At 35.2% G+C, this 22,944-nt stretch carries 29 protein-coding genes; 12 read left to right on the top strand and 17 right to left on the bottom strand.

Going from position 1 to position 22,944, the window contains the following annotated elements; all coding sequences use genetic code 11:
- The first annotated feature begins 60 nt into the window (after positions 1 to 60).
- From ACQ2HF_RS13080 to ACQ2HF_RS13065, 4 genes are all read left to right on the top strand, one after another.
- The gene (locus ACQ2HF_RS13080; RefSeq protein ID WP_432410863.1) at positions 61 to 528 is read left to right on the top strand and encodes an OB-fold protein; all 468 of its coding nucleotides are present in this window, start codon (positions 61 to 63) and stop codon (positions 526 to 528) included.
- A 35-nt stretch (positions 529 to 563) separates the two neighbouring features.
- Positions 564 to 1,109 carry a YceI family protein gene (locus tag ACQ2HF_RS13075; protein WP_432410862.1) on the top strand — a complete coding sequence of 182 codons (546 nt, stop codon included), beginning with the start codon at positions 564 to 566 and terminating at the stop codon, positions 1,107 to 1,109.
- A gap of 28 nt (positions 1,110 to 1,137) precedes the next feature.
- Positions 1,138 to 1,728, top strand: coding sequence for a carboxymuconolactone decarboxylase family protein (locus tag ACQ2HF_RS13070; RefSeq protein WP_432410861.1), 591 nt, complete (start codon positions 1,138 to 1,140; stop codon positions 1,726 to 1,728).
- Positions 1,729 to 1,881: 153 nt separating this feature from the next.
- On the top strand, positions 1,882 to 2,931 hold the full coding sequence (locus tag ACQ2HF_RS13065) for a DUF2652 domain-containing protein (protein ID WP_432410860.1): 1,050 nt from the start codon (positions 1,882 to 1,884) through the stop codon (positions 2,929 to 2,931).
- 60 nt (positions 2,932 to 2,991) lie between these two features.
- On the opposite strand, the gene ACQ2HF_RS13060 is transcribed toward ACQ2HF_RS13065, so the two are convergent.
- Complete coding sequence (locus ACQ2HF_RS13060) at positions 2,992 to 3,387, bottom strand: hypothetical protein (protein ID WP_432410859.1); 396 nt, start codon at positions 3,385 to 3,387, stop codon at positions 2,992 to 2,994.
- A 154-nt stretch (positions 3,388 to 3,541) separates the two neighbouring features.
- Between ACQ2HF_RS13060 and ACQ2HF_RS13055 the strand changes: the two genes are divergently transcribed.
- Entirely contained in the window at positions 3,542 to 4,321 is a 780-nt protein-coding gene (locus ACQ2HF_RS13055; protein WP_432410858.1) for a DUF3179 domain-containing (seleno)protein, read from the top strand.
- A 128-nt stretch (positions 4,322 to 4,449) separates the two neighbouring features.
- Here ACQ2HF_RS13055 and ACQ2HF_RS13050 read toward each other — a convergent pair whose 3' ends face one another.
- From ACQ2HF_RS13050 to ACQ2HF_RS13000, 11 genes are all read right to left on the bottom strand, one after another.
- Positions 4,450 to 4,887, bottom strand: coding sequence for a DUF1801 domain-containing protein (locus ACQ2HF_RS13050; protein WP_432410857.1), 438 nt, complete (start codon positions 4,885 to 4,887; stop codon positions 4,450 to 4,452).
- A gap of 6 nt (positions 4,888 to 4,893) precedes the next feature.
- On the bottom strand, positions 4,894 to 5,274 hold the full coding sequence (locus tag ACQ2HF_RS13045) for a VOC family protein (RefSeq protein WP_432410856.1): 381 nt from the start codon (positions 5,272 to 5,274) through the stop codon (positions 4,894 to 4,896).
- Between the two features lie 5 nt (positions 5,275 to 5,279).
- On the bottom strand, positions 5,280 to 6,212 hold the full coding sequence (locus ACQ2HF_RS13040; protein WP_432410855.1) for a TolB family protein: 933 nt from the start codon (positions 6,210 to 6,212) through the stop codon (positions 5,280 to 5,282).
- An 82-nt stretch (positions 6,213 to 6,294) separates the two neighbouring features.
- A complete protein-coding gene (locus tag ACQ2HF_RS13035) occupies positions 6,295 to 7,191 on the bottom strand; it encodes a TolB family protein (RefSeq protein WP_432410854.1) in 897 nt (298 codons plus the stop codon).
- 4 nt (positions 7,192 to 7,195) lie between these two features.
- Positions 7,196 to 7,375 carry a hypothetical protein gene (locus tag ACQ2HF_RS13030; protein ID WP_432410853.1) on the bottom strand — a complete coding sequence of 60 codons (180 nt, stop codon included), beginning with the start codon at positions 7,373 to 7,375 and terminating at the stop codon, positions 7,196 to 7,198.
- A gap of 3 nt (positions 7,376 to 7,378) precedes the next feature.
- Entirely contained in the window at positions 7,379 to 7,870 is a 492-nt protein-coding gene (locus ACQ2HF_RS13025) for a DinB family protein (protein ID WP_432410852.1), read from the bottom strand.
- A 50-nt stretch (positions 7,871 to 7,920) separates the two neighbouring features.
- On the bottom strand, positions 7,921 to 9,249 hold the full coding sequence (locus ACQ2HF_RS13020; RefSeq protein ID WP_432410851.1) for an alpha/beta hydrolase: 1,329 nt from the start codon (positions 9,247 to 9,249) through the stop codon (positions 7,921 to 7,923).
- Between the two features lie 12 nt (positions 9,250 to 9,261).
- Positions 9,262 to 9,438, bottom strand: a complete 177-nt coding sequence (locus ACQ2HF_RS13015) for a hypothetical protein (RefSeq protein WP_432410850.1) — start codon at positions 9,436 to 9,438, stop codon at positions 9,262 to 9,264.
- Between the two features lie 66 nt (positions 9,439 to 9,504).
- Complete coding sequence (locus ACQ2HF_RS13010; protein ID WP_432410849.1) at positions 9,505 to 10,155, bottom strand: hypothetical protein; 651 nt, start codon at positions 10,153 to 10,155, stop codon at positions 9,505 to 9,507.
- A gap of 1 nt (position 10,156) precedes the next feature.
- Positions 10,157 to 10,657: an RNA polymerase sigma factor gene (locus tag ACQ2HF_RS13005; protein ID WP_432410848.1), complete on the bottom strand. Its 501-nt coding sequence runs from the start codon at positions 10,655 to 10,657 to the stop codon at positions 10,157 to 10,159.
- Between the two features lie 14 nt (positions 10,658 to 10,671).
- The gene (locus ACQ2HF_RS13000) at positions 10,672 to 11,403 is read right to left on the bottom strand and encodes a DUF6090 family protein (protein ID WP_432410847.1); all 732 of its coding nucleotides are present in this window, start codon (positions 11,401 to 11,403) and stop codon (positions 10,672 to 10,674) included.
- Positions 11,404 to 12,344: 941 nt separating this feature from the next.
- Here ACQ2HF_RS13000 and ACQ2HF_RS12995 point away from each other — a divergent pair.
- Positions 12,345 to 12,722 (top strand): BfmA/BtgA family mobilization protein, encoded by a 378-nt coding sequence (locus ACQ2HF_RS12995; protein ID WP_432410846.1) that lies wholly within the window; start codon positions 12,345 to 12,347, stop codon positions 12,720 to 12,722.
- 260 nt (positions 12,723 to 12,982) lie between these two features.
- On the opposite strand, the gene ACQ2HF_RS12990 is transcribed toward ACQ2HF_RS12995, so the two are convergent.
- The 3 genes from ACQ2HF_RS12990 to ACQ2HF_RS12980 all read right to left on the bottom strand — a co-directional run bounded on the left by ACQ2HF_RS12990 (position 12,983) and on the right by ACQ2HF_RS12980 (position 15,160).
- Positions 12,983 to 13,282, bottom strand: a complete 300-nt coding sequence (locus tag ACQ2HF_RS12990) for a hypothetical protein (protein WP_432410845.1) — start codon at positions 13,280 to 13,282, stop codon at positions 12,983 to 12,985.
- A gap of 341 nt (positions 13,283 to 13,623) precedes the next feature.
- Entirely contained in the window at positions 13,624 to 14,304 is a 681-nt protein-coding gene (locus ACQ2HF_RS12985) for a LytR/AlgR family response regulator transcription factor (RefSeq protein ID WP_432410844.1), read from the bottom strand.
- Positions 14,297 to 15,160, bottom strand: a complete 864-nt coding sequence (locus ACQ2HF_RS12980; RefSeq protein WP_432410843.1) for a sensor histidine kinase — start codon at positions 15,158 to 15,160, stop codon at positions 14,297 to 14,299. Before ACQ2HF_RS12980 ends, ACQ2HF_RS12985 begins: the two co-directional genes overlap by 8 nt.
- Before the next feature lie 341 nt (positions 15,161 to 15,501).
- Here ACQ2HF_RS12980 and ACQ2HF_RS12975 point away from each other — a divergent pair, with 341 nt between their 5' ends.
- The 6 genes from ACQ2HF_RS12975 (at position 15,502) to ACQ2HF_RS12950 (ending at position 20,298) form a co-directional block, all read left to right on the top strand.
- Complete coding sequence (locus ACQ2HF_RS12975) at positions 15,502 to 15,783, top strand: EF-hand domain-containing protein (RefSeq protein ID WP_432410842.1); 282 nt, start codon at positions 15,502 to 15,504, stop codon at positions 15,781 to 15,783.
- A gap of 101 nt (positions 15,784 to 15,884) precedes the next feature.
- The gene (locus tag ACQ2HF_RS12970) at positions 15,885 to 16,826 is read left to right on the top strand and encodes a YHYH protein (RefSeq protein WP_432410841.1); all 942 of its coding nucleotides are present in this window, start codon (positions 15,885 to 15,887) and stop codon (positions 16,824 to 16,826) included.
- Between the two features lie 252 nt (positions 16,827 to 17,078).
- Positions 17,079 to 17,786 (top strand): YHYH protein, encoded by a 708-nt coding sequence (locus ACQ2HF_RS12965; RefSeq protein WP_432413098.1) that lies wholly within the window; start codon positions 17,079 to 17,081, stop codon positions 17,784 to 17,786.
- 7 nt (positions 17,787 to 17,793) lie between these two features.
- Positions 17,794 to 18,411, top strand: coding sequence for a toxin-antitoxin system YwqK family antitoxin (locus ACQ2HF_RS12960; protein ID WP_432410840.1), 618 nt, complete (start codon positions 17,794 to 17,796; stop codon positions 18,409 to 18,411).
- Entirely contained in the window at positions 18,389 to 19,081 is a 693-nt protein-coding gene (locus tag ACQ2HF_RS12955) for an SCO family protein (RefSeq protein ID WP_432410839.1), read from the top strand. Before ACQ2HF_RS12960 ends, ACQ2HF_RS12955 begins: the two co-directional genes overlap by 23 nt.
- A 500-nt stretch (positions 19,082 to 19,581) precedes the next feature.
- Positions 19,582 to 20,298 (top strand): cysteine hydrolase, encoded by a 717-nt coding sequence (locus ACQ2HF_RS12950; RefSeq protein ID WP_432410838.1) that lies wholly within the window; start codon positions 19,582 to 19,584, stop codon positions 20,296 to 20,298.
- 44 nt (positions 20,299 to 20,342) lie between these two features.
- Here ACQ2HF_RS12950 and ACQ2HF_RS12945 read toward each other — a convergent pair whose 3' ends face one another.
- Together ACQ2HF_RS12945 and ACQ2HF_RS12940 are read right to left on the bottom strand one after the other, a co-directional pair.
- Entirely contained in the window at positions 20,343 to 21,158 is an 816-nt protein-coding gene (locus ACQ2HF_RS12945) for a formate/nitrite transporter family protein (RefSeq protein ID WP_432410837.1), read from the bottom strand.
- A gap of 43 nt (positions 21,159 to 21,201) precedes the next feature.
- Positions 21,202 to 22,941 carry a thiamine pyrophosphate-dependent enzyme gene (locus tag ACQ2HF_RS12940; protein WP_432410836.1) on the bottom strand — a complete coding sequence of 580 codons (1,740 nt, stop codon included), beginning with the start codon at positions 22,939 to 22,941 and terminating at the stop codon, positions 21,202 to 21,204.
- Positions 22,942 to 22,944: the final 3 nt, after the last annotated feature.

Below are 22,944 nucleotides of genomic sequence, written 5' to 3'. Positions count from 1 at the left end.
GGAATTAGTGGAGGCAAAGTCTGTTCATTCAGTTAAGCAAAATTTTAAAACCAACTTTTAATGACTACAAAAAAGAAAATCTTAATTATCCTATTCACAGGAATATTGGCTGCAGTGGGAATAGTATTATATCTGTTTAATGAGCCAGCCAGAGATGTTCAAGCTACTCAAACAGATTTTAGGTATAGCGCAAGTGCTATCGTGAAAGAATATCTCACAGATGCTAACCTGGCGAATGCAAAATATCTTAACGAGGAGGGTAATTCTAAAGTTTTAGAAATCACAGGTATTGTTGCCGCTATTACTGAAGATTTTAACAATCAAAAAGTAATACTTCTCAAAAAAACTGGAGATAAAGCTGGTGTTAGCGCAACCTTCACTAATGAAACTAATGCGCATACAAATACAGTTAAAATTGGTGACGAGATTACCATAAAAGGAGTAATCCGTTCCGGTGCAGCCTACGACGCTGATTTAGAAATGTATGAAAACGTACTAATAGATAAATGTGACATCGTGTCAAAATAAACAAGTAAATAATAATTAATTTAAATTTTAGAAAAATGAAAAAAGTAATTTTAACAATGATCGCTTTAGTGACTATTTCACTAACAGTTTCTGCTCAAAAACAAGTGAGTACAAAAACACACTTTAAATTCTTTTCTTCGACACCTGTTGAAGATATTGAAGCAAATAACTATGCTTCTGTTGGAACCATTAATCCTGCATCTGGAGATATTGTATTTTCTGTGCCAATGCAGAGTTTTGAATTTGAAAAAGCATTAATGCAAAAACATTTTAACAGTGCAAAATTTTTAGATACCAAAGCAAATCCAAAAGCAAAATTAACTGGTAAAATAGCTAATCTCGAAGCAATTAATTTCTCTAAAGATGGAACTTATGAAGCAGTGGTAGCCGGAGAACTAACAATAAATGGGATTACAAAGCCTATTACTGAAAAAGCAATAGTTTTTGTGCAAGATGGTAAAGTCAGCCTTAATTCAAAATTTAATATCACTTTGGCAGATTATGAAGTTGCCTTTGAAAAAGGTAAGCCATCCACAAATATTGCTAAAACTGTAGAAGTTACTGTAGAAGCACATTATTAATCTAAAAAACAGATATAAAACAATCTTGATGATTACATCAAGATTGTTTTATAATCATCAAATAACTATGACACTTTTAAAATTAGAAAACAATACAATTTCACCAAGTTCTCAAGAAATTTTAGATAAAACACAAAAAGCACTAGGTTTTATTCCGAATATGTATGATAAAATGGGGAATAACCCTGCTTTATTAGATGCCTATACCTACACATATAATTCGTTTAGAGTTAACTCAGGCTTTAATTCTGTTGAGCAAGAAGTGGTTTTTCTATCAGTAGCCTATGAAAATAATTGTGAATACTGTATGGCAGCTCACAGTTTTGTGGGCGATATGATGAGCAAAGTTCCTGCTGAAGTCACAAACGCAATTCGTGATAATAAACAAATTCCCGATGCTAAATTAGCAGCATTATCAAAACTTACGCGCTCGCTTACTGCAAACCGCGGCATGGTTTCTCAAGCAGAAGTAGATGATTTTTTAACAGTAGGTTACACCGAAATTCACGTGCTTGGTATTATTGCCGGAATAGCGGTTAAAACTTTAAGTAACTACTCAAATCACCTTACGAATCCAGAAGTAGACATTGCTTTTGCAGGCAGAAGCTGGAAAAAATAAGTTTTTTATATATCAAAATTCGATTTCAGTAAAACAAAAAAAGACGTTTGTTTTTTAAAACCAACTAAAAGTGGAATTAATTCCATATATAAAAACCTCAAGACGAGTTCAAACATCTATTTATACCTAGTTGAAATAAAAAAATGATGTATTATGGAAAAAGCGCTTTATTTTATGCCAGATATTAGTGGATTTACAGATTTTGTAAATAACACTGAAGTAGAACATAGTATCCATATTATTTCCGAATTGCTTGAAATTTTACTCGATAATAACACTATACATTTAAAATTAGTTGAAGTTGAAGGAGATGCCTTGTTTATGTATACCACAGATATTCCCAATTATGAAGAATTGACACAACAAATGACAACTATGCACGAAGCATTTCATAAACACACTCAAAGTTATGATTCTATGCGAATTTGTAATTGCGGTTCCTGTATGACAACCACAAATTTAAAGCTAAAGTTTTTTGTGCATTTTGGAGGTTTAAATTTTATTACAGTTAGGCATATTGTAAAACCCTATGGTAGTGAAGTGATAAAAATCCATAGGTTAATAAAAAACACTATCCCTTCAAATGAGTATATATTATTTACCAATTCTATTTATGAATTATATAGGGATGACATAGGTGAAGACTGGAACAAAAAAAAAGAAATTCACGATTTGAAAAGCATCAATTTTTTTTATAAGAATTTAGAGACTGTAAATGATACAATTAAAATTGAAAACACTTTTTTAGACAAACAAATCGAAAAACCAGTCGTTTCAATTGAAAAAGAATTCAATGCCAATGCACAAGATATTTATACATATTTAAGTGAACTTAAATACAGGCATCTTTGGGATAAAGAGATAAAAAGTATAGAATATGATGCTAATAAAATAAATCGTGTAGGCACAGAACACAACTGTGTTTTAAATTTAGGTAATTTGAAATTTGAAACCATAAGCCAACCATCTTCTGGTAGTTTAAACTATGGTGAAAAAACCAAAGAAATGCTATTTACAAAGTCATTCTCATATCTTATTAAGCTTTATAAAATAGATCAAGACACCACCAAAGTTGTTTTAAATATATATATCACTTTTTCAACCGTTGGTGCCTTTATGAAAAACACCATTCTGAGAAAGGTATCAAAAATGTGGAAACTCAAATTGGCGCAGTTGGAAGAACTTTCAAAAATTAAAATTTAGCTATAACTTTATTTAACAATAAGTTCAATCTCACGATAAGATGATGCCCTTGTATAGCCATTAATTAGTGTCAAAAAGTTTCACTACAGCTTTCAGGAAATGTTTTTTTATAACATCTACAGAATTTGGATTACTTGCCGTTAGGGTAGTTGTTGCAATGGGCTTGTCCTGTGTTGTGGTGCCAATATCATACACGGCTGCTTCTATAATGTAAGTCATTATTTCTTTAGTGTCATATTCAAGATTGTCATCACGGTTGCTGTCTAATTTTAGAGGTTCTAAAGAGTTCATATAGTTGTGAAGCGATTTTGTACGTATAGTATCTACCGAAGTTGATTTTTGTGAAGCGAAAAGAATTCGGTCTATGTTTTTCTCTTTACATTCTAAAACAAATTTATCAATCTCTTTATTTGTAAGCTCTTTTTTATATTTAACAAGAGGAAATATTTCGTGCATTTTTATAGGAGAAATCCCTTTTTTTGTTAACACTGCAGCAGTACTATTTTCGAACTCTTTTTGAAGTGCAACATCTTCGGTGTTGGCAAAAATCGACTATATGTAAAAGAAAGGTTGTAGAGCCCCTTACGACCAAAATGAAATAACATAAAAAATGATGAAAAAGATAATCGTAATCCTAATGATGCTTCCACTATTAGCGTTTGCACAGAACCATTCAGATAAAGTTGTCAAGAAAAACAGACCAAGTGCGTTGAATAATGGAAAATTTTTCAGCGAAGACGGAAAAAAAATGCTCTACGGCGGTTCGAGCGAATCGCAACATTTTGATATTACTGATATTTCACTAAAAGAAGAACAGTTTCATTATGGTTTGGGTCGAGAGGCGTTTCCAGCCTTATTGGAACCAGAATTTAATTCGGTTGAAAAAGCGGATGAAATTTGGGCTGATGATGCCCGATTCTTAGTAGCCTATTCTGGAGATGAGGTAAAGGCCTATTCGGTCAAAGACCTGACCCGACACGAAATCGTAAACGATGTCCTTAATGGTGAACCTATTATGGCGGCCTATTGCATTTTGGCAGATTTGGGCGCTATTTACAAACGAGATTATGGTGGTGAGGTGTTAACCTTCGGCGTAAGCGGATACACCTATTTTGATCCCGAAATCTGGAATGGATTGGACGCCTTTATCCTCTGGGATAGGGAAACAGAAAGCCTGTGGTGGCCATTGGTCGAAAAAGCGGTTTCTGGACCGCTAAAAGAAGTAAAACTTATGGAAATGGATAAGAGCAACTGGAAAGATGTAACTTGGAAATATATAAAAGAAACCTATCCTAAGGCGCAAGTGCTCAAATCCAATCAAGACTTTGAAAGACCCAAAGGATGGGATAAAAAGGTGGATATTTCTGAAATTAAAAAGAACTACAGATGAAGAGCTTCGGCCAACAAGAACGGTTGGATAAAAAGTTATTCGATGAAATCTATGCAATGGCATAAATTAAATAAAGGTTCCTCCAGTACCTAACTAAACTGGATTTTTTCATACAGCACTACTCAACCTCATTTCTTGATTTTTGAAATAACCAATCCTTGGTTCAATTTCTTTGAAGTTGAATCTTCAGTCGCCAAAGCAATCGCTTTTTCTATCAAATCCTTTACTTCTTGATTTTTAAAATCAGCTTCTTTTTCAATAGGGATATGGCGAATCCATTTACCAGTTCCTTGAAGTAAGTTTTTCGGGTCTTTTAAAAGTGTGCCTTTATTAAAACCAAGATTTAAATGTTTGGTGTAAATGGGAATCATACAAAAGGCATCGCCCATTTCTTCTGAAACGGAATATAACGAAGTAAGAGCGTGAGTATGGTATAAAAGTTCGTTGCTTTTAGGATGAATGCCAAGGATATAATCCCTAAGATTTAGGTAAAGGTCTATTAACCCTTGCTCTTTGTGTTTTAAGTATTTCAAAAAATCCGGATGTACTTCTCTAGTTTCTGACATTTGTTATTAGGATTGATTATGATACTGAACTGCACAAACGATATTACCTTCGGTATCTAAAAACTTGACCAGCCAGCCCACATAGGGAATTTCGGTTTTTGGCATCACTATCTTTCCATTATTGGCTTCTATTTTGGATATGATAGCATCAATATCCTCAACAGCAACGGAACATTCAAAACCAATAATCTTTTCGTCTATAGGACTATATTTTCTTGATTGTAAAGCACCAATCAACTTGCTGTCATCATCAGAACTGTCTTTTATTTGAAGGAAATCGTCTTGCCCATAACTGTTATAGTCCCATCCAAATAAATTGGAATAGAATGACTTGGCCCGGTCAATGTCGTCAATATTAATGGCGAAGTGTGAAAGGTTGTTTTTCATGTCAATTAGTTTTTTTGTTGTTCTGGTCTTAGTCTTTCTATAACCTCTGTGCTCACCCAATAAATATTAGCCAACCCAGGCTCTATATCTCTTTCGTCCCTTCCAAAAAATAAATACTTACCATCAGGACTGATACTTGGTGTTTTTTCAGAGAAATTGCTATTTATTGTAGTTCCAAGATTCATAGGTTTCGACCATGTTCCATCTTGATTCTTGAAATAGACATAAATATCATTGTCTTTTCTGTTTTCTACTTCATTATTCCTAGCAGTCACCAATAAATAATCATCGTTAGGCGAGATAAAAGCATGATGCCCCATATCAATTTCAACTTCTTGTGGTTCTGTAAATTTACCATTTTTGTTATGAGCGTAATAGGTTTTAAATTTTGACAAATTGAAATAATAGAGTCCGCCATTCCTTGCATGATTTGCAAAAAAAACTTTATCATCATTTGCTGAGGAATTTAGTTTAATAGCATCACCCCATGAATTCTTTAAACGGTTAACATACCATACCCGCTCATCTGAAAAAATAGAGTCAAATGCGGTAAAATAAACTCGTTTACCATCAGGACTCACGAATGGGTGCATTTCTTCCTTTTTATTTCCTTTAGTAAAACTTGCTTTTTTAATTGAGGTCCAAGCACCATTGACAAGTTTAGAAACATAGATTTGAGACGCTTCGCCTTCATATTTAGCATCAAAATATAGTTCTTTTAAATCGGGAGAAAATGAAATAGTGCTTTCAAACCTTCCGTTAATTGACACTACACCAGGAGCGAAAACTTCTGGTATTGAACGAGGTGGTTTTTGAGCAAGATAAAAGCTTTCTTCTATTGAAGAATCATTCTCTTTTGTATCAGATTTCTCAGTTTTACAAGCACCTAAAAACAGTATAGATACTAGTATTGAGAATTTAATTATGTGGTTTTTCATTGTTCAGTATGTCTTATGTTTGAATCTGCTTTTCTAATCTAAACTGTTGTTAGTCCATTCCTTTGCAGTAGTTGTCTTTTTTTTATTCTGGTCTTAGATTTTCCAGAACCTCTGTACTTACCCAAAAAATGTCTACATTCTCATAATTTTTTGACCCCATATTTCTATTGAAGAAAAGGTACTTTCCATCTGGTGTAATGCTGGCACAAGCTTCCCAAGCTTTTGTGTTTATTTTATCACCTAAATTAATGGGATTACCCCAAGAACCGTCTTGCCTACGAAAAATAATGTAAATGCCTGAATCACCATATCCGCCTTCTCTTTTGCTATCAAATATTAAATAAGATTCATCTGGAGCGATAAAGGGGTGAAAATTTTTCCCAGTATTAATCTTTTTATTGAGTAGTTTGGGTTCTTCATATTTACCATCTACAATTCGTGAATAACGAATATCGCCAGTAAAGTCTCGTTTGAATTCATCAAAAAAATAGGTGCCTTTAGAAGAAACTGTAAGACGCATAGTTGGTAAGCTGTCAAAAGGAGCATCGAGGTTTTTCAATTCAGACCAACCGCCTTTATTGGTACGTTCCCTATACTTTTTACTCAAATACATTATTTTTCCATCGGGAGAGATAAAAGGTGTTCCCACTCTTGGAGAGACTACGGATTTTTGCCATTGGTCATTGTTGTTTTGTACAACCACTAATTCCGTTTTACTTTTCCCATCTTTTTCTTCAGCTTTTCTAAGGAAATAAAATTCTTTTAAGTCAGGAGTGAAACTACCATTATATTCCCAACCACCTGTCGTAACTAAACCAGGGGCGAAAGGTTCTGGCATTAAACCAGGAGGTTTTTGACCAAGATAAAGACTTTCTTCAGTTGACAAATCACTTTCTTTTGCGTTCGTTTTCTCAGTTTTGCAAGCACCTAAAAACAGTACAGATACCAATACTGAGAATTTAATTATGTGGTTTTTCATAATCTTACTTTTTTAATAGGCTAACGCCAGTAATTACCAAACCGATAACAGAACACCAAACACCCCAATCAGGATGGTTGCTGAAGCTCAAAAAACCAGTTATAATAAATGTATTACCTACAGCAATCCATCCTTTACGTTTTTTTATTTTTTCTTTTATTGATATCCAAGATATTGTTTTCATTTTCTAAATGTATTTCTCTTTGATAATATTTATATGATGTATCTCGTGCCCGATAATTGATTTAAGAAAATCCTCTAAGGTTATTTCATATTCATTCGCCATTCCTTTTATTTTTAGTTGATTCTTTGACAACCCGTCTATGAAACTAATACTCGCTTTCCTTACATTTTCAAAGTCAAGAACCAAATGCTTAAAGGTCAACTCATCAAAACGACTTTTTTCGACTAAAGAATTTTGGTCATAACCCCATAACCGTAACGTTTCATTTCTGCTGAGAAGATGTGCACGAGACATCTTTATCCTCTCGTGGTCGGTCATATGCCCTACTATCTGTTTGATATTCCATTTATCGCTTGCATATCGATGATTTGCTTTTTCTTCATCAATTGATTCCAAGAATTCAAATATGGATGCAGAAGAAAAGAGTTTTTGACAACTTACATTTCCTATAAGGCTAAAGTAATATGGAAAACCATCAGAAGGGGTATAGCTCATATTTGATACGATTGAATTTGAAAGTTAAAATACATAAAATCAAAAGGTTTTTAGTTGATTGCCTCAAGAAATGAAATAACTGCATTCCAATATTCCTCAGCATCCTTTTGTCCTGTCCACAATGCCCTTGAACCGTGAAATCCTTCGGATTCGGGAATGAACTGCAATTGCCTTTCGCTTAACTTCACATTTCCGATAAGCGTAGTCAATGCTTTAGATTCTTCTTTAGATGACGTTACCAAGAATGGTATATCCGCTTTCGCGAAAGCTGTACTCAACGAAGGTGCGTCATCGCCAAAATAATCACCTGGACTAAAGGCAATGATAGCTTTTACTTTATCATTTGTTACACCTTCAAGCAATGCAAGACTTGAGGAATACGAGCTTCCCCAAACAATTACCTTTTGGTTGTACTTTTTGGCTAGAAAGTCAATAGCAGCCTTAATATCCTGCTGTGCATCTACCATTTGGTTCTTCAAACCTTCTTTATTAGCACGTTCCGCTGTAAGGTTCTGTTTTCCTGCAAAGTTTCCGCCTGAGCGTAAATCGACTGCCAAACAGTTATAGCCCATTTCGTTGAGCTTTGGTGCTATATCTGTATACTCAATACGGTTATAACCAGCTTGATGGCATAACAATATAACGGGTTTGTCCTTTTCAATATTATAGAGATTGCCATTTATAGAAAGACCATCTGCTGCCTTGAATTCAACTTTTTCAGGTTGATATTTTTCACCCAATGTTCCAGGGCTTGGTAGTTGCACACTTTCCTTCATTTTTTTCTGTGCTTCCATTTCCTGCTTAATTAGGTCTTCAATCAGCTCGATACGTGTAAACTTGCCTTCGGTATCAAAATATACATGGGATTCTCGAACACCCAATCCTACAAAATCGTACTTTACTTTTGCCTTGCCTTCTGAACTTTCTAAAATTGTCATTGAGTTCAACTTTGGAAGGTTGCTGACTATATTAGTAAGAATTGCAGGTGTATTTGCCACAGGAATTGGGTCAAATTTCAGTTCTGCACTGACATATTCCTTCAAAGGGGTTACGGATTTTTCAGAAAAACTTTGTTCAAAAGCATTAATCTGTTTGGAATAGTCCTGTGCTAAGGCACCAAGACTCGTACAGAGCATTAAAAGAACAACGGTTGCTTTGTTGGATGTGTTCTTTCCTTTAAACCGTTTAGTGATAAAAGGTAACAATACCAGAAAACCGCCTACCAGAAATATATAGTTCGGTAGGTCTTCTTCGACAAAATGGTTTGCCTTCAAAACATTGAATATCTTGGCCAAGGTCATTGCGCCTGCAATAATTATCAGGATGTAACCTATTTTTTGGATGATGCTATAATCTTTAAATTTTACTGATGTATTCATTTCTAATGTGTGTTATTTACTGGTTATACCCAATTCGTTCTTTAGTTGCTTCCACTTGGTTGATAAGAAGAGTCCCAGCCCAATATTGAAAAGTATTACTTGATAGTGCCAAGGAAAATGGTCTGGAATTAATGGGAAAGCCAAGAGCATTATGAGTACCCCTGCTATCTTCAAAATCTTTTTAATCATAATAGACATTTTCGTTATTTATCTAGTACGTTAACAAAAGGAAGCAAGAATTACACTTTTACAGGATTATTTTTCATTAAGGTCTTCCAGATTGGATTTCAATTGGTTCAAATAATTACCAAATTTGACCTTTTGTTCATAGCGGGATAAGAAGTAGAAAACAACAGCACTAATAATAATGACGAATAAGACTAAGAGCGTTACTTCAAAAGTCCCTTCAATAAAACCTTTCTTGTTGTTCAAGAGATAGGCAATCCAACCAAAGGCGATGGAATTGAACGTAACACCGGAATAGACATTGAGCTTTATTGTCCTTCCCATTATATGAATGAATTTTTTTAGAGATTCTTTGATGGTTGTTGCCTTCGTTTCAAAACGCTTGATTTCCCGAAAGGCCTTAAAGTTCCAAGAGAGCATTGCAGACATAAAGACAATAATGGTAGCCAAAAAAATTCGATTGTCCGTTAAATCGAATATGGCTTCATAAAAAGTGAATTGTTCTGGGTTAATGAAAGACCCTATGAGCATCACGAAACTAACGAGCAAGGAAAGACCACCCAGCGAAAATTTAAAATACATCACTCTTCTTATTTTGGCCAATACTGACTTTGAATCCTTCTTGATGGATTTCTCTACCACAAACTCATCAACATTATCCTTCGAGATGGTTTCATCAACCACCGCATTCCAAACTGATTTTAATTCTAATAGTTCCATCTTAGTTCTTTTTTACGGTTTTTGACAATTTTGTTTTTATTCTGTTCATTTTTACACGCACGTAGTTTTGGGTAATCCCGACGATTTCTGCAATTTCATCATTCGATTTTTCATCCAAGTGCAACATTACAATGGCTTTTTCCACTTTATTCAGTTTGGCAATGGCAGAATGCATTAGCTTAAGTTTTTCACTTTCAACTTCAGATTTCTTTTCCTCGGAAGTGTCCCTGAACTGATTGGTCTGAAAAAAGAGCAGTCGCTTCTTTTTGGTCTTTCGTAAATCCTGAATGGCCACATTTATAGCTACACGGTACATCCAAGTGGAAAATTTGGAATCGCCTCGAAACGATTGATAGGATTTCCAAAGCTGTATCAATATTTCTTGAAACAGGTCTTTGCGGTGTTCTTCGTTATCGCAGTACATCCTGCTTACTTTATGGATAATGCCCTGTGATTCCTTAATTCGCTTGGAAAATTCTATTTCTAATTGCTCTTTGCTCAATAGGTCTTTTGGTTTTAGTTTTGTTTTATCAGTTCAAGTAAGAATTGGGTTTCTTCAATCAATCGTGTGTATAAATCTTCTTGGAAATCGTAGAGCTTTAAACTCTCTGCAAAGGTGTTGTTCAATATCCTAAACTGATTGGAATTGAGGTTATCCTTCCAATTAAGAACAGTTGGATGCTGTTTATTTGAGTAGCCGTTAAAAAATAACAGGTCGGTGTTCTTTTTCAGTTCCAAATCGTACAGGGCAATATTTTCTATGGTCTGTGTCTCATAAGTAAAATACCGCTCTTGAAGGTTCTTTAATTTCAAAATAGCCTGTTTTTCCTGCTTAGGAAAAAGGGAAAGATTTCCAGTAGTGATTAAATCCTCGATAGTATAGGTACTGGTGTAGAAAGCACTTTTAGACCAATTGATGCTATCTATTTTTTGAAGTAATATGGTGGTTTCGGGATTTTCCGTATTGTAATAGTCCACATAATTAAATATCGATTTTCGCTTTCGCGAAAGCACCTCTTTTAAGCTATTAAGATTAGTAACGTTTTGCCTTAATTCTTCGGTAAGACTTGTCCGATAGGTTTCTAACTGAGTATCAAGTTTTTTCTGCTCATTCCTATTGTTGATGGCCACCGCAATCAGAATACCGATGACCACCAACAAGATTTCGCCTATCGTATACAGGATGTATTTGCCAACTTTATTTTTGATAAGATGTTTCTGTCTGATCTTACGGAATAACTGAATCATATTTTAGAGGTTAGATAGAGTAACCACTAAATATGTTAAAAAAATCTGTTAATAATTACAGTTTTCCTAAACTTTTTTTGAATTTTACTCTAACTCTTGTTTTACTAACAAGGAATGAATCTTATTAGGTTTAGCCCATTCCCCTACATTCCGCGAAAAGCTACATTACGGGAAAAGAGATTCACTCAAAAAGATATTGAACACAATCACAAAGTTAATACTTAGATTGTAGGCACTTCAGTAACTATTTGATACCTAGTACTATTAATAGAATAGACAACTTTGCAATAGCGTTCGCTCAGCAAAAAGATCACCCCAACCTTTTATTTCACAAAGTTTAAAATTCTTCCCGAGACGAACTGCATAACCGTTCGCCCGCTCTCTTTTATAAGTTCTTACTCGTTCATAATTTTAGTTCCTGTTACCGAAAAGGTAACGGCGAGAGCGCTATGGGAAGTAAGTGAATGAAATTGAAATGAACGCTAATCTGTATCATTTTGCTACAATTAAACTTGGTAATTTTTGCAACACATAGAATTCAATATCAAAAGAAAAGGAAAACGCTCAAGATATAATAAGTATGTGATTTTAAAAGGGAAAGTATGTCAAATTGCATCACATAAAACCAACTAAAATGGATATAAAAATTAGTTTATTTATATGATTGTCAGCTGTTTGAAAATAACTAACTTTACTTTATTACTAAAAATTAATGGTATTGAAAGTGCCGAAATGGCTTTTCAGCATTCGTTGAAAAGTATAAAGATCCTGAAATGAAATGAAGGAATCGAATAGCAAGAGGGTAACACGCGATGCGATGTTACATATTTTTAAAACACTGAAAATCAGTATTCTAAAATGATTCGATTAGGAGCTTTAATTTTATTTTTTACGAAAAAACTTCGCCAGCCCAACAAAATCAACAATTTTTTTCAGAAAAAATGGATAAAGGATATGAAAAAGAGCGATTTCAAAGCCTGGGAATTAAAAGCTCCGTGGCGAAGAAATTTAAAAAATATTGTAGGTCGATCTCAAAATCGCAATCTATGACGTTGCTACTGATGTTGGATTTTTTTGAGAAAAATGGACTCTCCCCAGAAGATGATTTGAAACCAAACTTAAAGGCAACCGAAAATCTCTTCAAAAAAAGAATCAATGCGCTTATTGCAATTATAAAAGATATTGAAAAAACCCAAACCAAACCGACTTTAGCAATGTTACAATCACTATTTGAAGTAGCTGAACCGAAAAAGAAACCTTTGATTTTGGAAAAGAAGTATTTCAAAGAAAAGCTAAACAATGATACTCAAGAAAACTAAATATAATTAATCATTTTTGTAATTACAACCTTGAGTGCATCACTGATTTATCCAAAATCATATAATTTATATTCATTTAAAAGCCTTTGAGTTAAATTTTTTTTATTATTTTTATAGAGGAAGTAAAATCAATTAGAAAGTTACCTATTCGGTTACCTGTTTTGAAAAATACATCATAACTATTTGAAATTTAATTAGATATGGATTGACGGTTAGTTCTGTCATCCCGACTTAACCGAAAATGAACCAGTGTAACTGGTTCATTTTTTAGTTCCAGAAGTGTCAAAAGAGTAACTTTTGTAAGCGTATGGAACTAAAAAATGAGAACGCGTTGAGCGTTCATTTTCGATTTGCATTGCGGGTTTATTAGGATTCTGCAAATCCTTTAAAGAGCAACTTTTGTAAGCGTATGGAACTAAAAAATGAGAACGCGTTGAGCGTTCATTTTCGATTTGCATTGCGGGTTTATTAGGATTCTGCAAATCCTTTAAAGAGCAACTTTTGTAAGCGTATGGAACTAAAAAATGAGAACGCGTTGAGCGTTCATTTTCGATTTGCATTGCGGGTTTATTAGGATTCTACAAATCCTTTAAAGAGCAACTTTTGTAAGCGTATGGAACTAAAAAATAAGAACGCATTGAGCGTTCATTTTCGATTTGCATTGCGGGTTTATTAGGATTCTATAAATCCTGTCATCTCGACGTACCAAGATCACTAGGAATAGTGAATAGCACTGATATATATATTGAACTTCATTCGCCAATGAAAATATTTTAATTTTTAGAATTTTTCCAGAATCATTTTAACCAATTATAATAAACTGTAAAGTAAATATTCAGCAGTTGTTTTATGCCAATTTTGATGTAAAAGTATTTAGATGCTAAAGGCTTAGACGGGTTTGTCAAGATGTAAACAATTCTTTTTTTACTATATCATAATAACTATCACTCACAGGTATTTGCTTTTCTGATAGCAATAAATCTCTCCCTTTTAACCCCGTAACCTTGTGTTTGTTTACAATATAGGATCTATGAACTCTCAAAAAATAATCTGGTAAGCTGGCTACTAATTTACTCAAAGACTGATTGGCCATTATTTTCTTACCATTCTCAAAGTAATAATTAACGTATTCACTATCACTTTCAATATATAGTATGTCAACCAGTAAAACTTTGTGCAAATCGTAACCAGATTTTATGACAAGGTAATTATCTGTCGCAATCTCACTCTTTGGAAATTTTTCTACTGCGCTCAAAAACCTTTTAAATGTGATTGGTTTTACCAGATAATCCAACGCATTCAGCTCAAAACCTTTCAAAGCATATTCTGAATAGGCTGTGGTAAATATGATACGGGTTTCTGTTGTATCTATTAGTTCGGCAAATTCGGTACCCTTAATATCGGGCATTTGAATGTCTAAAAATAATAGATCTATTTTAGAAGATTTTAATACCGTGAGCGCTTCTAATGGACTCTCAAAAGTTGCTACACATTCTAAATATTCTAGTGTATCGATGTAGGTTTTAATGAGTCCTCTGGCCAATTCTTCATCATCTACTACTATACATTTTAATTTATGCATCTGCGTACAATTTTAAAATTACTTTATAGGTGGAATCATCTTCAATTAGTAACTCGTGCCTATCTGGATACGATATTTCCAAACGCTTTTTAGCGTTAGTTAGTCCAATTCCGCTATTTTCATCTTTATTAATTTTCTCTTTAGGCAGGCTGTTTTCAACACTTAAAATTAAGGTATCGCTGGCAGATTCTAACGTAATATGTACAAAAGAATCTCCTCTTTTTTCAATGCCACTATGCTTAAAGGCATTTTCAATAAAAATAATAAAAAGCATTGGAGCCACTAGGGTTGTGGTATTTTCCAAATTATTAGTAAAATTAATATTGAAGGATTGGCTACTTCTCAACTTAAATAATTCGATATAATTTTCGATATATTTCAGCTCTCTTTCAATAGGTACTTTAGGTTTTTCACACTCATAAATTACATAGCGTAACATTTCAGAAAGGGAATGAATACTCTCTGGTGTTTTTTCTGAATTTGAAATGGAAAGCGCATAAATATTATTTAAAGAATTAAAGAGAAAATGTGGATTGATCTGCATTTTTAAAAACTTAAGCTCACTTTCTACAAGGGCTACGGTTTGTTTTGCCATGGCTTCTTCTTTCTTCTGTGCAAAGAGAAATGTTTCTGCCAAAATGCTTAAAATATAACTTACCGAAATAAGCAATAAATGAATCACAATAGGAGATGGAGGGCGGTGTGCTTCAATAACATTAGGTCCTGGAGTATGTGGACTTATCATAGCTTCAGAAGAAAGAAAAGCACTTACTACTAGTGATGCTACTGAAATAAGTATAAATGAAACATACTTTTTTTGGAATAAAAACCGTGGCGCTACAAAATAGGAAGCCATTAATACCATTAGAACCTGAAACCCAAAAGCAAAACTATTTGCCGGTAGAAATTTTGTAATATCCCTTTGGTTTAGCCCTATAACAACCCATACTAAAGCCCATAATACTAGTTGAGCGACTATGTGAACTCTTATTTTCATAACACAAATAAAGCACTAATTTTTATCTTCCTAAGTCGAAAACCTTGATTTTGCCTACTGAAAAATCACAATTCGCTGAACGATTTTAATGATTCACTGAAAAGAGGAAGCCTTCTACTGAAAACTCAACGTACGAATAAAACTTAGTACAACCTTTGTCGTCTTATTAGTGTAACATAAAAACAAAAATTATGAAATGTATGAATTTAAAATCGGTAGCATTTGCAGTAGTATGCTGCATGGCAGTTGCGGGAGTTTCAAACGCTCAGCCACACCAAAACAACGAACAAAAAGAGCCGCCAACATATGCAGCGCTATTAAAACAAATGGACAAAAATGACGATGGTAAACTTTCAAAGTCAGAATTAAAAGGCCCTTTAAAAAATGACTTTAGCAAAGTAGATACAAACGAAGATGGCTTTATTACAAAAAAAGAATTTGAGAAAGCTCCAAAACCTAAAGGGAGAGAACGTAAAAATTAAAGATAAAAGTAAATTTTAATAGTTTTTCATGATTGGTTAGTTGTTTGATTAAGGTCCCGCAAGTAATTGCGGGACTTTATTTCCATTAAAAATAAAGAGAAATGAAAGGAATAAAAAATCTAAAGTATACAGGCATAATCATCCTTGCTACTATTCTTACAGGATGTAAAAATCAGAATACAACAGCTTTGCACAGTCACGATGCGAACAGCCATACCCACGAGCAACAGGATTATTTTGATTCATACACACTGGAAGATGCTCTGTACGGCACCAAAACAGTTGTGACTGTAAAAGGCACTACTCGCACGATGGAAACCAATGCGTTACCAAACCATAAAACAGGGACATTCCCTAATGACGGAAACCCCAACACCATACAACCACAAAATGTAACGTACGCACTACCTGTAAACCCTACATATAGTGGGGAAGCACTATGGGTACGAGAACCAGGTGTAGCCCTAAATGGAATTAAATTTGAACCGCAGACTGCAGAGGTGGTACTATGCGAAAGCGGAGAGAACTATCGTGTGGAGGCTAAACAAGACTTGATAGATATGGGTCTGGATTTCAATAATGCACATGTGCAGCCTACGGGTGCTTACCACTACCACGGTACACCTACTTCGATGATAGAAGCGTTTGATACGGGTGAAGATTTGGTGCACGTAGGGTTTGCTAAAGATGGATTTGCCATGTACTATTCTAAAAGCGGGGTTTATACTCCTAGTTTTCGGCTTTATGATGAGAATCGTGAGGGTGAAAACTGCGCTTATGACAGACCGGGGACTCACCTGGATGTTCCAATTCAAAACAGTGATCCAGATGGCACTTTTGTTTCAGATTGGGAATATGTGGAAGGACTGGGTAATCTCGATGAATGTAACGGTACAATCATAGACGGAACATATGCCTATCTGGTCACAGATACCTATCCCTATATACCTCGCTGTTTGATGGGCGAATTTGAAGAAGAACGGCACGGTCCACCGCCTGGCGAGAGACTACCCGGCGGAGAGCGACCGCAACATGACCACTAAAAAGCATGTTAATTAGAATTATTTGGTTTGTTAGTCAGAGGCTTCGTGAGCGATTGCGAAGCCTTTTTTATGTTTACTGAAGAAAAACCATCATTCACAGAAAGTAGTCCCTGGTTGGTTGATTACCAAATTTTACTGTATTCAAATGCACTAATTTTAATCCATAAAATAAATTTTACTATAATTTTAAAATGCCTAATTATGAAAAAACAAACAAAATTTAGATTCAAAACGTTGACATTTATTTTTTTAATGTCCTCTTTCGTATTCGTTGCTTGTTCTAGCGATGATGATGACACTATAACCGATGAAGAACCCGCTGCAACAGAATTACACGCCGCTTTCGCTGCATTTAATACTGAAGCTACCACTATTTATTTAGATGGCTCAAATGTGGTCATAGAAACCACAGGATTACCAAATCACGAGACTGTTTATTGGGGAGACGGAAATCCGCTATATAGAGACGAGCCGGATGTTGAATTAACACCTTCTATTATTTCGAGTAATAATAATGCGACGACTATAACGGTAGATGCAACACCTAATTTAACCGGAAGTACGGTCGCTACACAATTAGGCACCATTGGTATTGCCGTAAGTGGGTCCTCAATATTTAACGATCAGGAAGGCGGTGGTCCATTAGATCAAGCTGCTGCCAGCTTAGACTGGACAGGAGCACACATAGGCCCGGGAGTATATCATTATCACCTAGAGCCTAAAGCGTTTACAAATGATGATGAAAACTTAGTCGGGATTTTATTGGACGGTGTATTTCTCTATGGTAGAAAATGTAATGCTACCGGAACGTATCCAACAGATCTAGACGCATCAGGAGGACACACAACGACCACGCAATATACTGTAGGTGAAGAAGAATATCATTATCATATAATTAATGAATTGTATTCAAACACAGGATCATATATAGCTTTCACAGGGCCGTATCAAGGATATTAAACTAGCTATGAAATCACTTCTTATACTACTTGTAACCATCGTCTTATGTATCAGTTGCAGTGATATTTCATTGAACAACAAGGAAAATGATCTTGCTATCCTTGAGGAAAAGATACTTGTAATAAATACTACTGAGATACTAAAGGAAGATTTGGTTCTTAATCAGTTGGAAGGTAGGTGGTATTATAAAGACCAGCTCTATTCAGGATATTCTTTACGATACTATCCTAATGATACCTTGGCGGAAAGAATAGGGTATCACCTGGGAAAGAGAGAAGGTATTGCAAAAAAATGGTCAGAAAATGGGGTTCTTAGAATAGAATCCCATTATAAAAATAACAGGTTGCATAGTGACTATAAAAGTTGGTGGGAAAACGGAGTGCTTGCTGCACAATCTAATTATGTAGATGGTATAAAGCAGGGAATAGAGCGGGAGTGGTATGCATCTGGACAACTGGCGAAGAAACGCCAATTGGTGGACGGCAACGAGCGTGGATTACAGCAAGCCTGGTTAGAAAATGGAAAATTATATGTTAATTACGAAGCTAAAAATGGACGTATTTTTGGTATGCGAAAAGCAAATTCGTGTTATAAATTAGAAGATGAAACTATTATTAGAAATTAAAGGAGTATTGATATTTTCACTTATATGTGTCATTTATATAAGTTGTAAAAACGAGGTGAAGAAGGAAAACACACAGGTAGTAGAAACCAGTAGAACCGACCATTTACCATATTACAATGAGGAGTCGTTTACTCCCAAATGGGTAACACCAGGTACTTCGGAAGAACAAAGTTTTCATAAGATCCCAGATTTTAAGTTGTTGAATCAATTAGGGGACACTATCACTCAAAATACTTTCGAGGATAAGATATATGTGACTAATTTCTTTTTTACAGTGTGCCCGGGTATTTGTCCGCAAATGGCAGATAATATGTTTAAACTGCAGGAGGAGTTTAAAACTGATCCTGAAATACTACTGCTTTCACATTCAGTAATGCCCACAACAGATTCAGTGCCTGTTCTAAAAGAATATGCCAAAAATAATGATGTAATAGCTAACAAATGGCATTTGGTTACTGGGGACAAAATAGAGATTTACAGTTTAGGTAGAGACCAATATTTTGTTGAAAATGATTTGGGTGAACCAAAAGAACTAGACGATTTTCTACATACTGAAAACTTCCTTCTCATTGATAAAAACAAACATATACGAGGCATTTACAATGGCTTAAATAGAGCTTCCATAGCACAATTGATTACAGATATAAAGACGTTGAAAACTGAGGAATAATGAATTATATTATTTAATAGTATTTAAATAACTCATATCCTCCCGACTTCAAGAGATCACTACTAATAGTGGTCTTTTTTTTGCCCCCATCCTTGGGGTGGAAATCAATGTATGTCCAAAGCAGTTCCATTTGTTTGCGTATTTTTAATTTAAAAGTTTAAATCCTATTGAAAGTGAGGCTTTTGTAGTTGTATGATAACAAACCATGAGAACGCAATAAGCGTTCATTTTGCATGTGCATTGAGATGCGGCTCTAGCTTCCAAACCCATATCATCGATCCATCTATGATGGTCAATATAAGCACTATAGATAGCTGTCTTTCTATAGTTAATATTCATACTAATTTAATAGGTATGTTAACTCCTCTTTGAAATCAGTTAATTATTTCGTTAACTTATGTTAAACATAGATTTAAAAACAAATTCCTGATATAACTTCCCAACAACATTTAGCATCACCTCGAGTAAAGGTGAACTATTAACTATTAAAATTTAAAATTATGAAAAGTACTGAATGGGAAGTTATCAAAGCAGCGAAAGAAGCAGGAATTCCAGATCCGGGATTTGAAATTGACAAAAATACCGCGATTGTAATCACGGATCCTCAGAATGATTTCCTGAGATCTGATGGGGTTGCATGGCCGATTGTAAAAGAGAGCGTAAAGGAAAATAATACCATAGAAAATATGAGCGAGGTTTTTAAGCTCGCACAAGAAAATGGCATAAAAGTCTTTATTTCTCCACATTATTTTTTCCCAACAGATAAAGGCTGGAAATTTGGTGGGGCTTTGGAAAAGTTCATGCATTCTAAAGAAATGTATAAGAGAAAAGGAATGCTGGATATGGAAGGTTTTGAAAATTCTGGTGCAGATTTTTTAGATGAATTCAAACAATACTTAGAAAAAGACAATATTATTTTATGCAACCCTCATAAATTATATGGGCCACAAAATAACGATCTTAGCCTACAATTAAGAAAATATAAAATTCAAAAGGTGCTTATGGCTGGGATGTCTACAAACCTATGTTTAGAATCACACACCCGCCAACTACTAGAAGAAGGTTTTGAAATTGCAGTAATTGCCGATGCTAGTGGTAGTGCAAAGTTACCTGGCTTAGATACATTTCAAGCAGCTCTAATGAATTTAAGAATGATCACCAGCCATATATTTACAACTGAAGAATTCAAAGAAGCTCTTTCTAAAGCTAAATTATAAAGGATCAATAAAATTAGTTATATCTTTTATCTCGATTTGCAATTCTATTCGTCTTTTAGAGATTTTCTATCGGCAAAAATATAATACAAGGGGAGGGCTATTAGCAAAGTTCCGCCTATGATATTTCCAAGAGCAGCGGGCAGGATGTTCCATAAAATTGCATCTGCCCAAGGGGTAGCGTGACCCATTGGAATAGCGATTGAAAAATAACCCATATTTGCAGGGCTATGTTGAAAATTTGCGGCAACAAATAAAGAAACAGCCAAAAATATAGGCACATACTTTCCAACAATGGTCTTCCCCATTAATGCCATAACCGCAGCTACACCTACCAGCATATTTCCAAACATTCCGGAAATAACAGCTTGTAACCAACTTGCACTAGTTCGCACCTCCGCGTAATGCATTTTCTTTTCGATGATATGGAAAAGTTCTGCTTGCACCTCTTGCGGATATTCGTGGGCGAAATTTATGAGCCATCCAGTTAAAAGGGCACCCACTACGTTACCCACTATGGTTATGCTCCAAAATTTGAGTACGTTCCCAATGAGTTGTTTCGTTGTACAATTAAGAATGGAGGTAGGCAGTACCACATTTGTTTCAGAAAACAGTAATGCACCAGTCATAATCACCATAAAAAAACCAACTGAAAATCCAAAACCCTGTAACAATAGTTTCGTTCCCAGCGTTTCCACTCCAGCCGAAATCAGAATTGAAAAGAGTGCTCCAAATGTAATAAATGCACCTGCCAATACCGAAAGTACAAAGATCCTGAAAATTGATAATTGCTCAATATTATTTTTTGTTTCCTTAAACATTTCATCGGCAACCTTGCCGATATCAAGAAATTGGTTTTTCATATGTATAGGATTTAAAGGTACTGGTTTGTAAAATTCAATTTAATTAATCAAACCATCCTTTGAGTTCTTTTTTCAAATTATCCCATTGGCCTTTATCTCCAGAAATAATTTGCGCGACTTCTTTTACTTTTGAAGTGCCAAAACCAATCGCTTCTTTAAAACCAATATGCGGCGGAAGTGCCAGTTCTCCGCTATTAACTACTGCATCTATAATAAAAGGCTTCGTACTTCTTTTAGCCTGGATGATGGCATTCTCAATATCTTTTGCGTGCTCCACACGTATTCCTTCGCCGCCACAAAGCCGGGCATAATCTGCAAAGTTTATATTTTCTTGCTGAAGCGCATCTAAGGTAGGCGTGAGGCCCACCTGTTCCATTTCGAGCTTTACAAAACTCAATTGTGAATTATTAAGAACTAAGATTTTAACTGGGAGCTTATACTTGACTGCTGTAATAAAATCCTGCATACACATATTAAACGCACCGTCACCCGAAATAGCCCACACTTCGCGGTCTGGGTGTGCCATCTGCGCACCCATAGCAGAAGGAAGCCCAACAGCCATACTGCCGTGATTGAATGATCCTAAAACCCTCCTCCCAGAATGGAAAGAAATATGGTTCATTGCCCAGATGGCAGAAGTACCAGTCTCAATGGTAAAAATGGCGTCGTTGGATGCGTGCACATTAATTTTATCCGCAAAAATTTGAGGATGCAGGGGTTCGTAGTCGCGTTCTGGTGATGCTTCTTCTTTTTTGTCTTCTTTGTAGTTAACAAAACTCTTCTTCAATTTGTCTAGAAAATCGGTATTGGTTTTTTCATTGACCAGCGGTAGTATTAAGTCTGCAAATGCTTTTATATCGCTGTGTATACCAATTGCAACGCTGGTTCTGTTTCCAATATTCTCTGCCCTTATATCTACCTGTATCGTTTTTGTGTCGTGCGGCAAGAATTCCGTATAGGGAAAATCTGTAGCGAGCATTATGAGAAGATCACATTTCATAACAGCATTATACCCTGATGGATTTCCTATTAAACCTGTAAGTCCCACTACATTTTCTGTATCGTGATCAAAAATATCTGCTGCTTTAGTTGTATGGGTTATGGGGGCTTTTATTTTACGCGAAAGGTTTAACACCTCTTCACGGGCTTCTCTACATCCATGACCGGCGAGAATACCTATTTTGGTTGCACTGTTTATGGCATTTGCCGCTTCTTGAACTTCAGAAATGTGAGGTACCAAAGTCGCTAAGGAACGCTTTATAGGATGAACGTATTCTTGACGTTCGGCTTTCATTTCAGCAACATCTGCTGCAACCTCAATACGACACACGGTTCGATTATTAATTGCTATTTTAATTGCCCGTTGTATTACAGATGGTGCTTCTTCAGGAGTTCGAATAATAGCTTGATAGTCACAAATCTCGTCAAAAACTTTTTTCAAATCTACTTCTTGAAAATAGTTTGTTCCCTGCAATTCTCTAGGTATTTGGCCCGTAATAGCAATCACAGGTGTTCTCTCTTTTTTTGCATTATATAAACCATTGATAAGGTGGAGAGCTCCGGGTCCTACTGTTCCTGCACACACCGCCAGATTGCCAGTTGTTTCACTCTCTCCAAAAGCCATAAAAGAGGCATTCCCTTCGTGCTTACAGCCTATCCAATTTACATCGTCTCGAGCCTCAATGGCGCTAACAAAAAAATTGAGCGCATCTCCCGTGACACCGTATATATTTTTAACTCCAACATCTACTAAGATTTGAAGCAATTGTTCAGATACATTCATATG

Source organism: Rasiella sp. SM2506 (assembly GCF_050859505.1).
Taxonomy (GTDB): Bacteria; Bacteroidota; Bacteroidia; order Flavobacteriales; family Flavobacteriaceae; genus Marinirhabdus.
This window is presented reverse-complemented; position numbering and strand designations above follow the sequence as displayed.

Excerpts from the sequence above, each read along its gene's own strand:
- ACQ2HF_RS13080 (WP_432410863.1), top strand. The coding sequence starts at position 61 with ATGACTACAAAAAAGAAAATCTTAATTATCCTATTCACAGGAATATTG.
- ACQ2HF_RS13075 (WP_432410862.1), top strand. The coding sequence starts at position 564 with ATGAAAAAAGTAATTTTAACAATGATCGCTTTAGTGACTATTTCACTA.
- ACQ2HF_RS13070 (WP_432410861.1), top strand. The coding sequence starts at position 1,138 with ATGATTACATCAAGATTGTTTTATAATCATCAAATAACTATGACACTT.
- ACQ2HF_RS13065 (WP_432410860.1), top strand. The coding sequence starts at position 1,882 with ATGGAAAAAGCGCTTTATTTTATGCCAGATATTAGTGGATTTACAGAT.
- ACQ2HF_RS13060 (WP_432410859.1), bottom strand. The coding sequence starts at position 3,387 with ATGCACGAAATATTTCCTCTTGTTAAATATAAAAAAGAGCTTACAAAT.
- ACQ2HF_RS13055 (WP_432410858.1), top strand. The coding sequence starts at position 3,542 with ATGATGAAAAAGATAATCGTAATCCTAATGATGCTTCCACTATTAGCG.
- ACQ2HF_RS13050 (WP_432410857.1), bottom strand. The coding sequence starts at position 4,887 with ATGTCAGAAACTAGAGAAGTACATCCGGATTTTTTGAAATACTTAAAA.
- ACQ2HF_RS13045 (WP_432410856.1), bottom strand. The coding sequence starts at position 5,274 with ATGAAAAACAACCTTTCACACTTCGCCATTAATATTGACGACATTGAC.
- ACQ2HF_RS13040 (WP_432410855.1), bottom strand. The coding sequence starts at position 6,212 with ATGAAAAACCACATAATTAAATTCTCAATACTAGTATCTATACTGTTT.
- ACQ2HF_RS13035 (WP_432410854.1), bottom strand. The coding sequence starts at position 7,191 with ATGAAAAACCACATAATTAAATTCTCAGTATTGGTATCTGTACTGTTT.
- ACQ2HF_RS13030 (WP_432410853.1), bottom strand. The coding sequence starts at position 7,375 with ATGAAAACAATATCTTGGATATCAATAAAAGAAAAAATAAAAAAACGT.
- ACQ2HF_RS13025 (WP_432410852.1), bottom strand. The coding sequence starts at position 7,870 with ATGAGCTATACCCCTTCTGATGGTTTTCCATATTACTTTAGCCTTATA.
- ACQ2HF_RS13020 (WP_432410851.1), bottom strand. The coding sequence starts at position 9,249 with ATGAATACATCAGTAAAATTTAAAGATTATAGCATCATCCAAAAAATA.
- ACQ2HF_RS13015 (WP_432410850.1), bottom strand. The coding sequence starts at position 9,438 with ATGATTAAAAAGATTTTGAAGATAGCAGGGGTACTCATAATGCTCTTG.
- ACQ2HF_RS13010 (WP_432410849.1), bottom strand. The coding sequence starts at position 10,155 with ATGGAACTATTAGAATTAAAATCAGTTTGGAATGCGGTGGTTGATGAA.
- ACQ2HF_RS13000 (WP_432410847.1), bottom strand. The coding sequence starts at position 11,403 with ATGATTCAGTTATTCCGTAAGATCAGACAGAAACATCTTATCAAAAAT.
- ACQ2HF_RS12995 (WP_432410846.1), top strand. The coding sequence starts at position 12,345 with ATGGATAAAGGATATGAAAAAGAGCGATTTCAAAGCCTGGGAATTAAA.
- ACQ2HF_RS12990 (WP_432410845.1), bottom strand. The coding sequence starts at position 13,282 with ATGCAAATCGAAAATGAACGCTCAACGCGTTCTCATTTTTTAGTTCCA.
- ACQ2HF_RS12985 (WP_432410844.1), bottom strand. The coding sequence starts at position 14,304 with ATGCATAAATTAAAATGTATAGTAGTAGATGATGAAGAATTGGCCAGA.
- ACQ2HF_RS12980 (WP_432410843.1), bottom strand. The coding sequence starts at position 15,160 with ATGGCTTCCTATTTTGTAGCGCCACGGTTTTTATTCCAAAAAAAGTAT.
- ACQ2HF_RS12975 (WP_432410842.1), top strand. The coding sequence starts at position 15,502 with ATGAATTTAAAATCGGTAGCATTTGCAGTAGTATGCTGCATGGCAGTT.
- ACQ2HF_RS12970 (WP_432410841.1), top strand. The coding sequence starts at position 15,885 with ATGAAAGGAATAAAAAATCTAAAGTATACAGGCATAATCATCCTTGCT.
- ACQ2HF_RS12965 (WP_432413098.1), top strand. The coding sequence starts at position 17,079 with ATGTCCTCTTTCGTATTCGTTGCTTGTTCTAGCGATGATGATGACACT.
- ACQ2HF_RS12960 (WP_432410840.1), top strand. The coding sequence starts at position 17,794 with ATGAAATCACTTCTTATACTACTTGTAACCATCGTCTTATGTATCAGT.
- ACQ2HF_RS12955 (WP_432410839.1), top strand. The coding sequence starts at position 18,389 with ATGAAACTATTATTAGAAATTAAAGGAGTATTGATATTTTCACTTATA.
- ACQ2HF_RS12950 (WP_432410838.1), top strand. The coding sequence starts at position 19,582 with ATGAAAAGTACTGAATGGGAAGTTATCAAAGCAGCGAAAGAAGCAGGA.
- ACQ2HF_RS12945 (WP_432410837.1), bottom strand. The coding sequence starts at position 21,158 with ATGAAAAACCAATTTCTTGATATCGGCAAGGTTGCCGATGAAATGTTT.
- ACQ2HF_RS12940 (WP_432410836.1), bottom strand. The coding sequence starts at position 22,941 with ATGAATGTATCTGAACAATTGCTTCAAATCTTAGTAGATGTTGGAGTT.